At 57.9% G+C, this 12,171-nt stretch carries 10 protein-coding genes; 8 read left to right on the forward strand and 2 right to left on the reverse strand.

What is annotated here, in order from left to right:
* Positions 1-36 precede the first annotated feature (36 nt).
* The 8 genes from gltA (at position 37) to KI617_RS06960 (ending at position 9,748) form a co-directional block, all read left to right on the forward strand.
* A complete protein-coding gene (gene gltA / locus KI617_RS06925) occupies positions 37-1,335 on the forward strand; it encodes a citrate synthase (RefSeq protein ID WP_226451277.1) in 1,299 nt (432 codons plus the stop codon).
* A gap of 99 nt (positions 1,336-1,434) precedes the next feature.
* The gene (locus tag KI617_RS06930; protein WP_404826797.1) at positions 1,435-4,278 is read left to right on the forward strand and encodes a 2-oxoglutarate dehydrogenase E1 component; all 2,844 of its coding nucleotides are present in this window, start codon (positions 1,435-1,437) and stop codon (positions 4,276-4,278) included.
* Positions 4,279-4,302: 24 nt separating this feature from the next.
* The gene (gene odhB / locus KI617_RS06935) at positions 4,303-5,529 is read left to right on the forward strand and encodes a 2-oxoglutarate dehydrogenase complex dihydrolipoyllysine-residue succinyltransferase (protein WP_226451279.1); all 1,227 of its coding nucleotides are present in this window, start codon (positions 4,303-4,305) and stop codon (positions 5,527-5,529) included.
* Positions 5,530-5,604: 75 nt separating this feature from the next.
* A complete protein-coding gene (gene lpdA / locus KI617_RS06940; protein ID WP_226451280.1) occupies positions 5,605-7,029 on the forward strand; it encodes a dihydrolipoyl dehydrogenase in 1,425 nt (474 codons plus the stop codon).
* Positions 7,030-7,122: 93 nt separating this feature from the next.
* A complete protein-coding gene (gene zapE, locus KI617_RS06945; protein ID WP_226451281.1) occupies positions 7,123-8,241 on the forward strand; it encodes a cell division protein ZapE in 1,119 nt (372 codons plus the stop codon).
* A 17-nt stretch (positions 8,242-8,258) separates the two neighbouring features.
* Complete coding sequence (locus KI617_RS06950) at positions 8,259-8,660, forward strand: GNAT family N-acetyltransferase (protein WP_226451282.1); 402 nt, start codon at positions 8,259-8,261, stop codon at positions 8,658-8,660.
* A 39-nt stretch (positions 8,661-8,699) separates the two neighbouring features.
* A complete protein-coding gene (locus tag KI617_RS06955; protein ID WP_226451283.1) occupies positions 8,700-9,506 on the forward strand; it encodes a hypothetical protein in 807 nt (268 codons plus the stop codon).
* Positions 9,503-9,748, forward strand: coding sequence for a hypothetical protein (locus KI617_RS06960; RefSeq protein WP_226451284.1), 246 nt, complete (start codon positions 9,503-9,505; stop codon positions 9,746-9,748). The genes KI617_RS06955 and KI617_RS06960 overlap by 4 nt, the downstream gene beginning before the upstream one ends.
* A gap of 8 nt (positions 9,749-9,756) precedes the next feature.
* On the opposite strand, the gene KI617_RS06965 is transcribed toward KI617_RS06960, so the two are convergent.
* On the reverse strand, positions 9,757-10,689 hold the full coding sequence (locus KI617_RS06965) for a chitosanase (RefSeq protein ID WP_226451285.1): 933 nt from the start codon (positions 10,687-10,689) through the stop codon (positions 9,757-9,759).
* A gap of 146 nt (positions 10,690-10,835) precedes the next feature.
* A complete protein-coding gene (locus KI617_RS06970) occupies positions 10,836-12,107 on the reverse strand; it encodes an O-acetylhomoserine aminocarboxypropyltransferase/cysteine synthase family protein (protein ID WP_226451286.1) in 1,272 nt (423 codons plus the stop codon).
* Between the last annotated feature and the right edge of the window lie 64 nt (positions 12,108-12,171).

Genomic DNA, 12,171 nt, shown 5'->3' on the forward strand with positions numbered 1-12,171 from the left:
TGCAGTGATAACCAACACCTGTAAAGGGAAGACTCCATGACGACTGAACGCAAGGTAATTTTGACAATCGATGGACAGGCTCCCGTCGATTTCCAGATCATGACTCCGACGCACGGCAACGATTGCGTTGATATTCGTACCCTTGGTGCCAAGACCGGATTGTTTACATACGATTCCGGCTTCCTTTCCACCGCTAGCTGCAAGTCCAAGATCACATTTATCGATGGCGATGTTGGGCAACTTCTGTATCGCGGCTATCCGATCGAGCAACTGGCCGAGAACTGCAACTTCCTCGAAGTCACCTATTTGTTGAAGAACGGCGAACTGCCGAACGCCAAACAGAAGTCTGATTTTGAGGGCACCATCAAGAAGCACACGATGGTCCATGAGCAACTGGCCAAGTTCTTCTCCGGTTTCCGTCGTGATGCACACCCGATGGCAGTCATGACCGGCGTGGTTGGCGCGCTTTCTGCCTTCTACCATGATGCGATGGATTTTTCCGACGCCGAACATCGCAACATCAGCTTCAACCGTCTGGTTGCCAAGATGCCGACCATCGTCGCCATGGCATACAAGTACAACACGGGCATGCCCTTCATGTTCCCGGACAATGAGCTGGATTACACTGCCAACTTCATGCGCATGATGTTCGGCAATCCATGCGAAAAGTATGTCCCGAATCCAGTTCTGGTCAACGCGCTCGATACCATCTTTACCTTGCATGCCGACCACGAGCAAAATGCTTCGACCTCGACGGTTCGTCTGGCTGGCTCTTCCGGCGCCAATCCGTTTGCCTGTATCGCTGCTGGTATTGCCTGTCTGTGGGGCCCGGCGCACGGTGGTGCCAACGAAGCCTGTCTGCAGATGCTCGAGCAGATCGGTGATGTCTCCAAGGTTGGTGAGTACATCAACCGCGCCAAGGACAAGAACGATTCCTTCAAGCTGATGGGCTTTGGTCACCGCGTTTATAAGAACTTTGATCCGCGCGCCAAACTGATGCGCAAGGTTTGTTTTGACGTTCTGTCTGAACTTGGTCTGGAAAACGACCGCCTGTTCAAGCTGGCCATGGAACTGGAAAAGATCGCCCTGGAAGATCCGTATTTCGTTGAGAAGAAGCTCTACCCGAACGTCGACTTCTACTCCGGTATCGTTCAGAAGGCGATCGGCATTCCGACCGAAATGTTCACCTGCATCTTCGCGCTGGCCCGCACGGTTGGCTGGATGACGCAGTGGGAAGAAATGATCACTGATCCGGAATACAAGATCGGTCGTCCGCGTCAGCTGTACATGGGTGCAGCAAAGCGCGACGTAGTGCCGCTTGCCCAGCGCGGCTAAGGAAAAAATTGGGCGGCCGTGTGGCCGCCCTTTTTTTACCCGTGGAGATTTGTGGCTTTGCAAAATGCAGCTACAGAGGAAAATAACACCCTAGAGGGGATGCCTATGACTACGATGAATCAATTGTTCGACAGCACGATGTTCTTTGGCGGCAATGCGCCGTTCGTTGAAGAGCTGTACGAAAATTACCTGAATGATCCGACTTCCGTGCCGGCTGAGTGGCGCGATTATTTTGACCGTCTCGCCCAAATGCCAGGTGCAGTTGCACGCGATGTCGCGCATGCGCCCGTCGTGGCTGCCTTTGCCGAACTAGGCAAGGATGGTGGTTTCCGCCCGGCACCAATAGCCACCGGTGGCGACAACAAAAAGCAGTCGGCGGTTGGCCAACTGGTTACGGCCTATCGTTCGATGGGCACGCGCTGGGCTGAGCTTGATCCGCTCAAGCGTTTACCGCGACCGAAGATTGACGAACTGGAGCCGTCTTTCTACGGCTTCACCGATGGTGACCTGAACCAGACCTTTAGCGTCGGTTCGTTGAAGGGACTGCCGGAATCGGCAACCCTCGGCGACATTCTGCAAACCCTGAAGCAGACCTACTGTGGCACTGTTGGCGTCGAGTACATGTACATGTCCGACTACAATGAAAAGCGCTGGTTGCAGGAGCGTCTGGAAACCATTCGTTCGCGTCCGACCTATAGTGCGGAGCAGAAAAAGCGTCTGCTAGAACGACTGACTGCCGCAGAAACCCTGGAGCGTTACCTGCATACCAAGTATGTTGGTCAGAAGCGTTTCTCGCTGGAAGGCGGCGAATCGCTCATCGTTTCCATGGATGAAGCCATTCGTGCTGGCGGCAAACTCGGCATCGACGAAGTGGTTATCGGTATGGCCCACCGTGGCCGTCTGAACGTGCTGGTTAACACGCTGGGCAAAGCGCCGTCCATGCTGTTCGCCGAATTCGAAGGCAAGAAGAAGAGCGATTTGTCCGCGGGTGACGTCAAGTACCACATGGGCTTCTCATCCGACGTGTCCACCCCGGGTGGAGCCTGTCACCTGACCTTGGCCTTCAATCCGTCACACCTTGAAATTGTTAACCCGGTCGTCGAGGGTTCGGTTTACGCCCGTCAGGTTCGTCGTGGCGAAGAGGGCAAGTCCAAGGTTCTGCCGGTGGTTGTGCATGGCGACTCCGCCGTTGCCGGCCAGGGTGTGAACCAGGAAATGCTCAATTTTGCTCAAACTCGTGGCTATGGTACGGGCGGCACGCTGCATATCGTGGTGAACAACCAGATTGGCTTTACGACCAGCGACCCGCGCGATTACCGCTCTGGCCATTACTGTACCGACATCTTCAAGATGGCCGATGCACCGATCTTCCACGTCAATGGCGATGATCCGGAAGCCGTGGCGCTGGTCACCCAGCTGGCTATCGAATTCCGTCAGGAATTCAAGAAGGATGTCGTGATCGACATCATCTGTTTCCGCAAGCTCGGCCACAACGAGCAGGACGAGCCGATGGTCACCCAGCCGCTGATGTACAAGATCATCAGCAAGCATCCGGGTACCCGCAAGGTTTATGGCGACAAGCTGATTGCCGAAGGTGTCTTGCCGGCTGACGGTCCGGATCAGATGATCAAGGAATACCGTGAGCATCTGGATAAGGGCGAACTGCTGTACAACCCGGTTCTTGCTGGCTACAAGCACCCGAATACCATCGACTGGACCCCGTTCCTGACCAAGAACTACATCGAAACCTGTGATACCACGGTGCCGATGAAGGAACTGAAGCGTCTGTCCAAGCGCCTGACCAGCTTCCCCGAAGGCTATACGCTGCATTCCCGCGTCAAGAAAATTGCGGAAGATCGTGCTGCGATGGGCGAGGGCAAGCTGCCGGTTGACTGGGGTATGGCCGAGAATCTGGCTTACGCCTCCTTGCTGGTTTCCGGCTACGGTGTTCGCATCTCCGGTGAAGACGTTGGTCGCGGTACCTTCTTCCACCGCCATGCCGCCTTCCATGACCAGAACCGCACCAGCTGGGATGAAGGTACTTACTATCCGCTAAAGAACCTTCAGGAAAAGCAGGCTGGCTTCCAGTGCTACGATTCCGTGCTGTCCGAAGAGGCCGTGCTGGCTTTCGACTACGGCTATGCATCGGCCAATCCGTATGAGTTGGTTCTCTGGGAAGGTCAGTTTGGCGACTTCGCCAACGGCGCCCAAGTGGTTATCGACCAGTTCATCGCCTCCGGTGAAGCCAAGTGGGGTCGTGCCTGCGGTCTGGTCATGCTGTTGCCGCATGGCTACGAAGGTCAAGGCCCTGAGCACTCTTCCGCCCGTCTTGAGCGCTACATGCAGGCTTGTGCCGAGATGAACATGGAAGTTTGTGTGCCGACTACCGCGGCTCAAGTCTTCCACATGCTGCGCCGTCAGGGCGTTCGCATGCAGCGCAAGCCGCTGATCGTGATGACGCCGAAGTCGTTGCTGCGCCACAAGGATGCAGCTTCCTCGATGGAAGAACTGGCCAATGGCGAGTTCAAGCGTGTCATTGGCGAAATCGACGATATCGATGCCAAGAAGGTCAAGCGTGTGGTCCTTTGCTCCGGCAAGGTCTACTACGACCTGCTGGCGGCTCGTCGTGAAAAGAAGATCACTGATATCGCTCTGGTTCGTATCGAGCAGTTGTATCCCTTCCCGAAGGAATCACTGCACGCCGAACTGTCCAAGTATCCGAAGGCAACCGAAATTGTCTGGTGTCAGGAAGAGCCGCGCAATCAGGGCGCCTGGTACTGGTTTGCTTCCCGTCACCATCTGGACAGCGAACTGGGCGTCAAGCAGAAACTGCTGCTGGTTTCCCGTCCGGCTTCCTCCTCGCCGGCCGTCGGTTACCTGGCCAAGCACAATGAGCAACAAAAGGCACTGGTCGAGTCCGCATTGGGCAAGATCGAGTACTAATAACTAAAGCAGAGTGGAGTCATTATGAGCATTATTGAAGTCCAAGTTCCCCAGCTTTCCGAGTCCGTCGCCGAAGGCACGCTCGCTTCCTGGAAAAAGAAAATTGGCGAAGCCGTTGCTCGCGACGAAATCCTGATCGACATCGAAACTGACAAGGTCGTTCTTGAGGTTCCGTCCCCGGCTGCTGGCGTTCTGGTCGAGATCATCAAGGCTGACGGCGAAACCGTTGTCTCCGGTGAACTGATCGCCCGTATCGATACCGAAGCCAAGGCAGGCGCTACTGCGCCGGCTGCTGAGGCACCGAAGGCCGCTGCACCTGCTGCCGCTCCGGCCGCCGCTGCTGCTGCGCCGGCAGGTACGGCCAGCCCGTCCGCCCGCAAGATTCTCGACGAAAAGGGCGTTGCTGCCGCTGACGTCGCTGGTTCCGGTCGTGGTGGTCGTGTGACCAAGGAAGATGCTGTCGCCGCCGCCCCGAAGTCGGGTCCGGTTGCTGCACCGGCTGCCGCCAAGGCTGCCCTGCCGACCCCGCCGGTCAGCGTTTCCCTCGGTGATCGTACCGAACAGCGCGTGCCGATGACCCGTCTGCGCGCCCGGATCGCTGAGCGCCTGCTGCAGTCCCAGCAAACCAACGCCATTCTGACCACGTTCAACGAAGTGAACATGGGCCCGATGATGGCGCTGCGCAAGCAGTACGGCGAGAAGTTCGAGAAGGCCCACGGCGTGCGCCTCGGCTTCATGGGCTTCTTCGTCAAGGCTGCTTGTGCCGCTCTGCAGAAGTTCCCGGTCCTGAACGCTTCGGTTGATGGCAACGACATCATCTATCACGGCTATATCGATATCGGTATCGCTGTGGGTTCGCCGCGTGGCCTGGTCGTGCCGATCATCCGCAACGCTGACCAGTTGAGCATCGCTGAAATCGAGAAGAAGATTGCCGAATTTGGTGCCAAGGCCAAGGATGGCAAGCTGACTATCGAAGAACTGACCGGTGGCACCTTCTCCATTTCCAATGGCGGCATCTTCGGTTCCATGATGTCCACCCCGATCATCAACCCGCCGCAGTCTGCGATCCTCGGCATCCATGCCACCAAGGACCGGGCGATGGTTGAAAACGGTCAGGTCGTTGTGCGTCCGATGAACTATCTGGCCATGTCCTATGACCACCGTATCATCGACGGCCGCGAAGCCGTCCTCGGTCTGGTGACCATGAAGGAAGCGCTGGAAGATCCGTCCCGCCTGCTGCTCGGCGTCTAATCGACGTTTGCCGGCGCCAGTGTCCCGAAAAGGGCGCTGGCGCTTTTGCACATCTGAAATCTGAAAGGTTTACACATGTCCCAGCAATTTGACGTGCTTGTTATCGGCGGCGGCCCTGGCGGCTACATCGCAGCCATTCGTGCTTCGCAACTTGGGTTTACGGCTGCTTGCGCCGAATCCAATCCGTATGCTGACCCGAAAGGTGAGCCGCGTCTCGGTGGTACCTGCCTGAATGTCGGCTGTATTCCGTCCAAGGCGCTGCTCCATACCTCGCACCTGTTCGAGGAAGCCAATCACAGCTTCGAAGCCCAGGGCATCAAGGTCGGCAAGGCCACCATCGACGTCCCGACCATGAAGGGTCGCAAGGATGGCGTGGTCAATCAACTGACTTCCGGCATCAAGATGCTGCTGAAGAAGAACAAGGTTACCTTCCTGGCCGGTCATGGTTCCTTCGTTGGCAAGGAAGGCGATTTCTGGAAGGTCAAGGTTGGTGCTGAAGAAGTGTTGGCCAAGCAGGTCATCGTCGCCACCGGCTCCAAGGCCCGTCACCTGCCGAATCTGCCGGTCGATCAGAAGATCGTCATGGACAATGAAGGTGCGCTGAACCAGGAATCCGTGCCGAAGAAGCTGGCCATCATCGGTGCCGGTGTTATCGGTCTGGAAATGGGCTCGGTCTGGCGTCGTGTCGGTGCCGAAGTCACCATCCTCGAAGCCATGCCGGACTTCCTGGCAGCGGCTGATGTTGATGTCGCCAAGGAAGCCCAGAAGCTGTTTACCAAGCAGGGTCTGAATATCCAGATGGGTGTCAAGATTGGCGACATCAAGGCGACCAAGAAGTCGGTTTCCGTCGCCTACACCGACAAGGATGGCAAGGACCAGAAGCTGGATGCTGATCGCCTGATCGTCTCCATCGGTCGTGTGCCGAATACCGACGGCCTGAACGGTGATGCCGTTGGCCTGAAGCTGGACGCTCGTGGTTTCGTTGAAGTTGACGGTCACTGCAAGACCAACCTGCCGGGTGTCTGGGCCATCGGCGACGTCGTTCGTGGTCCGATGCTGGCCCACAAGGCGCATGAAGAAGGCGTCATGGTTGCCGAGCTGATGGCTGGTCAGGCCGGTCACTGCAATTTCGACACCATTCCGTGGGTCATCTACACCTCGCCGGAAATCGCCTGGGTCGGCAAGACCGAGCAGCAGCTCAAGGCCGAAGGCGTGGCTTACAAGGCTGGCAAGGTGCCGTTCCTGGCCAACGGCCGGGCACTGGGCATGGGCGATCCGTCGGGCTTTGTCAAGATGCTGGCTTGCAAGGATACCGACCGTATCCTCGGCGTCCACATCATTGGTGCCAATGCCTCCGAAATCATTGCCGAAGCCGTTGTGGCCATGGAATTCGGTGGTGCTTCCGAAGATTTGGCGCGTATTTGCCACGCCCACCCGACCCTGTCGGAGACCGTGCACGAAGCGGCGCTGGCTTGTGACAAGCGCACGCTGAACTTCTAATCAGTAAGTCAGCTGCTCCAGGGCGGGTTGCGGAAACGCACCCGCCTTTGTTTTTTGGCAGAATACGTTTCTCCCCAATCCAGATTCACCAACATGCCGCATAAAAAATTGAATGTCGCCGCGCAGGGCATGCTCGATGCCTATAACGCCCTGCTTGATACCCGCGGTTACATGGCCGATGCTGCGCAGATGGCTGCAGCAACCGCATTGCAGAGCCTCTATACCAATCTGCTCTCCTTCAAGGTGCATCGCAGCAGCACTTTCAAGCGACTGCTGTCGCCGCCCAAGCCGCCGAAGGGCGTTTATTTCTGGGGCGGCGTGGGGCGCGGCAAGAGCTTCCTGATGGACTGCTTTTACGATTCAGTCCCTTATCGACGCAAGCGACGCATCCACTTTCATGCCTTCATGCAGCAGATTCATCGTGATCTGGAAAAATACAAGGGCGAACCTGATCCCATGCTGAGATTGGCTGAGGCCATCGCCAAGGAAGTTCGGCTATTGTGTTTCGACGAGTTCCACGTTTCAGATATTGCCGATGCAATGATTCTCGGCCGCCTGATGGACGGATTGGTGGCACAGGGCGTCATTCTGGTCATGACCTCCAACTATCCGCCGGACATGCTTTATCCGAACGGCCTGCATCGCGAAAGCTTCCTGCCGACCATTGCCTTGCTCAAGAAACATCTCGACGTTTTTGAGGTCGATGCTGGTGTCGACTATCGCTTGCGGGCGTTGGAGCAGGTCGAGATTTATCACTATCCATCCGATGCCGCGGCCGAAAAGAAGATGCTCGATTATTTCAGGATGGTGGCCGGTGAAGAGGGTAAAAAGGGCGGTCATATCGAGGTGCTCGGGCGGAACATCGATACAGTACGGCGCGGCCATGGCGTGATCTGGTTCGATTTTCGGACGCTTTGTGGCGGCCCGCGCTCGCAGAATGATTATCTGGAGATTGCCCGCGCCTATCACACGGTACTGCTTTCGCATGTTCCCAAGATGACCCTGCATCAGGCTTCCGAGGCGCGCCGCTTTACCTGGCTGGTCGACGTTTTCTACGACCACAGGGTCAAGCTGATTGCGACTGCCGATTGTGCCGCCGATGATCTGTACACCGAGGGTACCCAAGCCAGCGAATTCAAGCGTACGGTCAGTCGTCTGACGGAGATGAATTCGAAGGAATACCTCGCGCTGCCGCATCTTCCATCCGAGTGATCACCGATAAGCGAGCGATGAGCATTCAATATCTGGACGATGCCGAAATTACCGTCGAGGCAGCGATCGATCTCTACAAGCGATCCACGCTTGGCGAGAGAAGGCCGGTAGATCGTCCGGATATCTTCGAAGCGATGTTGAAACATGCCAATCTGAAGCTCTCAGCCTGGCATGACGGGCGCTTGGTCGGGATTGCCCGCTCCTTGACCGATTTTTCCTATGTGGCCTATCTTTCCGATCTTGCCGTCGATTTCGACTACCAAAGGCAGGGGATTGGCGCACGCCTCATTCGTGAAACCCAAAGTCGTTTGCGGCCGGAGTGCATGATCGTTCTCCTGGCTGCTCCGAAGGCAAATGATTACTACCCGAAGCTCGGCTTTGAGAATAACCCTCGCGGATGGATACTGCGGGGAGGCTGAAACTCTCCGAATACCGTCCGGATACTCTTGGGAGACGCCATGAAAATTGTCCTGAAATTGCTGTGCACCATCGTGATGGCCTTCTGGGCGCTGGCGGCAGGCGCACAGCAGATGGAAATCATCGAGCTGCGCAGCAAGAATGTCGAGGAGGTGTTGCCGGCCCTGCTGCCTCTGGTTGAGCCGGGCGGTACGTTGACTGGCATGAACAACCAGTTGTTTCTGAAGGCCTCGCCGCGTAATCGGGCGGAAATCAAGCGGGCGTTGGCGAGCATTGATACACCAACGCGCCGGCTGATTATCCGGATTTCGCAGAATCGTCAGGCGGAGGATTCTGCACGGGGTGGCGAGGCAAGTGGGCAGGTCGTGCTGGGCGGGACGCGCCGCAGCAATGTTGAGGTTCGGGTCTGGGATACGAAGAGCGTGCGCGGTGAAAGTGCCTCGCAAATGGTGCAAACCGTCGAGGGCGGCCGGGCTTTCATTCAGGTTGGTCGTTCGCTGGCAGTCCCGATGCGTCAGATGATCGTCGGGCCGGGTGGGGCCATGGTCAATGAAGGCGTTGTCTATCGCGATATCGGCAGTGGTTTCTTCGCCACGCCACGGGTTAACGGCCAGCGTGTCACGCTGGAAATTTCACAGCAGGCCGAGAGCTTCGATCCGGCCTATGGTCGAGGTGCAGTCAGTTCCCAGCGTCTGGCAACGACGGTTTCCGGTACCCTGGGTGAATGGATCGAACTGGGCGGCAGCGGCAGGCAAGCCGCCGGTCAGCAAGGCGGTGCGTTCAGCGTAGGTACTAGCGATGCCCGCGACAACCGCTCTATCTGGTTAAAAATTGAGGAAGCAGAATGATTAGAAAACCGCGTCATATCGGGCACAAAATTGCCCTTGTCTGTGCCGGGCTATGTGCCCTGATGATGTTGCCCGCTGTCGGATTTTTCATCTGGTTCTGGTTCACTCGCGGGCTGGGTGATACCTGGACCCCCAGCCTGGCGGCTGTTGTCGCCTTCTTCGGCTGTTGTGCTGGTGTGCTTTACGCCACCAGTGTGCCGCAGCCAGTCCTGCCGCTGGAAAAGGAGCCGGCAAACTCCTGAAACAAGGCCTAGTCGACGAGTTCGCTGATCAGTTTTGGTGCGGCGATCCCGTTGGCGGGCAGGCCAACGCTGGCTTGATAGCGTTTGAGCAAGTTGGCACTGGTCTGGCCGAAGATGCCATCTGCCTTGATGGCGACGCCTTGGGCTGAAAGCCCGAGTTGCAGCAGCCGCACGTCCAGACCGCGGGCCAGTGGGGTTTGCAGGGCGATGCTGCGCGTTCCTGGTTGCGGACCGTCGTAGCAGCCCGGGGGCGTTGCACGTAGCGTGGCCTGTGAGATTTCCTCGCCACGAACTACCAGCGGCAAAGCCAAGCCCCAATAGCCTTGTTCGATCAGGCGCAAAAACGCGTCCATGCGATAGGTGGTGCCATGCAGATCGCTGCGTCGATGATTGGCCAGCCATGAACGCCGAATCTCAAGATAGGCCTTGATCCAGGCGCGCTCACCAATTGTCGCGAGCGGGCCGGATTGCTGGTTGGTCAACTCCCGCAAGGCTTTCCATGAGCCATGCACCCAGCTGTCGTAGACCACGGCGACACCCAGCGCCGATTTGATGCCGAAGTTGTCGGCGGCTTTGGCCGCCGGTTGCCAATAAACTTCGTCGAAAAAGACATCCTGCGTTTCCCGCATGACCGGATCGTCGGCGGTGGCGCGCAGGAGATTGTGCAGGTAAAGGTCATCGTCGAGCGACAGGTCGCCGGCTTCAAAACGCGGCAGCCAGGCCGATAGCTTGTCGCCAAAGCGGGCGCCATCGTTGCCGCAATAGCGCTGCAGCAAGTCCAGCAGGTTCCCTGAGCAGAGCGTGGTTTGCGAGCGGCCGAAGGTAAGGTGGCCGGTGTCTCCGGGAATAACCGTGACGTTGCCGTAATGCCCGAGTACCGCCCCGGTTTCGAACAGATTGACGATGGATTGGGCGGTTTGTTTCTGGGTTGGGGTTAGCATTTTTCGGCTCCTTCTGTGGGGTGGCAGCAAGGCGAAAGACTGCGGAATGTGCCGTTCAGCATAGCACGCTGACATGTTGAGCTGACTGTTGAAAAGTGGCAATAAAAAACCCGGCACACGGCCGGGTTCCGAGGGAGCGAAAACGCTCAGGCGGCGTTCAGCGCCTGATCGAGGTCGGCGATCAGGTCGTCGACATGCTCAATACCGACTGACAGGCGGATCATGTCTTCGGAAACGCCGGCCTTGGCCAGTTCTTCCGGCGACAACTGGCGGTGCGTCGTCGAGGCCGGGTGGCAGGCCAGGGTCTTGCAGTCGCCGATGTTGACCAGACGGGTGACCAGCTTCAGGGCATCCTGGAACTTGCCGCCACCTTCGCGGCCACCCTTGACGCCGAAGTTCAGGATGCCGGAAGCGCGACCGCCCATGTACTTCTGGACCAGCGCGTGGTCCTTGTGGTCAGGCAGGCCGGCGTAGTTAACCCAGCTGCACTTCGGATGGTTCTGCAGGAACTGGGCGATCTTCAGGGAGTTTTCACAGATACGGTCCATGCGCAGGGCCAGCGTTTCGATGCCTTGCAGGATCAGGAAGGCGTTGAACGGGCTGATCGCGGCGCCCATGTTGCGCAGCGGCACGACGCGGGCGCGGCCGATGTAGGCGGCGGGGCCGAGGGCTTCGGTGTAGACGACGCCGTGGTAGGAGACGTCCGGCTCGTTGAGGCGCTTGAACTTGGCCTTGTGCTCGGCCCACGGGAATTTGCCGCTATCGACGATGATGCCGCCGATGGAGTTGCCGTGGCCGCCGAGGTACTTGGTCAGCGCATGGACGACGATGTCGGCGCCGTGCTCGAACGGACGGCACAGGTAGGGCGAGGGCACGGTGTTGTCGACGATGACCGGTACGCCGTGCTTGTGGGCGACTTCGGCCAGCTTTTCGAAATCGACGACATTGCCCAGCGGGTTGCCGACGGATTCGCAGAAGACGGCCTTGGTCTTGCCGTCGATCAGCTTTTCGAAAGCCTGCGGGTCGCGGTAGTCGGCGAAGCGGACTTCGATGCCGTATTGCGGCAGGGTATGGGCGAACAGGTTGTAGGTGCCGCCGTACAGCGTGCTGGAAGTGACGATGTTGTCGCCGGCTTCGGTGATGGTCTGGATCGCGGCGGTAATGGCCGCCATGCCGGAGGCCAGGCACAGCGCGGCAATGCCGCCTTCCATTTCGGCGACGCGCTTTTCCAGCACGTCCTGCGTCGGGTTCATGATGCGGGTGTAGATGTTGCCGGCGACCTTCAGGTCGAACAGGTCGGCGCCGTGCTGGGTGCTGTCGAAGGCGTAAGAGGTCGTCTGGTAAATCGGCACGGCCACGGCCTTGGTGGTCGGGTCAGGCGAGTAGCCGCCGTGGACGGCAATGGTTTCGATCTTCATGCGTGTCTCTCTTTGAGTTGTTGTTGAAAAAGGAAAGTCTTGAAACAGGCCTTCTAGCTTAGCG

Origin of the sequence: Ferribacterium limneticum (assembly GCF_020510625.1) — a bacterium.
In the GTDB taxonomy this organism is placed as follows: Bacteria; Pseudomonadota; Gammaproteobacteria; order Burkholderiales; family Rhodocyclaceae; genus Azonexus; species Azonexus limneticus_A.

Coding starts and splice junctions, on each gene's coding strand:
- gltA (WP_226451277.1), top strand. CDS start 37: ATGACGACTGAACGCAAGGTAATTTTGACAATCGATGGACAGGCTCCC.
- KI617_RS06930 (WP_404826797.1), top strand. CDS start 1,435: ATGCCTATGACTACGATGAATCAATTGTTCGACAGCACGATGTTCTTT.
- odhB (WP_226451279.1), top strand. CDS start 4,303: ATGAGCATTATTGAAGTCCAAGTTCCCCAGCTTTCCGAGTCCGTCGCC.
- lpdA (WP_226451280.1), top strand. CDS start 5,605: ATGTCCCAGCAATTTGACGTGCTTGTTATCGGCGGCGGCCCTGGCGGC.
- zapE (WP_226451281.1), top strand. CDS start 7,123: ATGCCGCATAAAAAATTGAATGTCGCCGCGCAGGGCATGCTCGATGCC.
- KI617_RS06950 (WP_226451282.1), top strand. CDS start 8,259: ATGAGCATTCAATATCTGGACGATGCCGAAATTACCGTCGAGGCAGCG.
- KI617_RS06955 (WP_226451283.1), top strand. CDS start 8,700: ATGAAAATTGTCCTGAAATTGCTGTGCACCATCGTGATGGCCTTCTGG.
- KI617_RS06960 (WP_226451284.1), top strand. CDS start 9,503: ATGATTAGAAAACCGCGTCATATCGGGCACAAAATTGCCCTTGTCTGT.
- KI617_RS06965 (WP_226451285.1), bottom strand. CDS start 10,689: ATGCTAACCCCAACCCAGAAACAAACCGCCCAATCCATCGTCAATCTG.
- KI617_RS06970 (WP_226451286.1), bottom strand. CDS start 12,107: ATGAAGATCGAAACCATTGCCGTCCACGGCGGCTACTCGCCTGACCCG.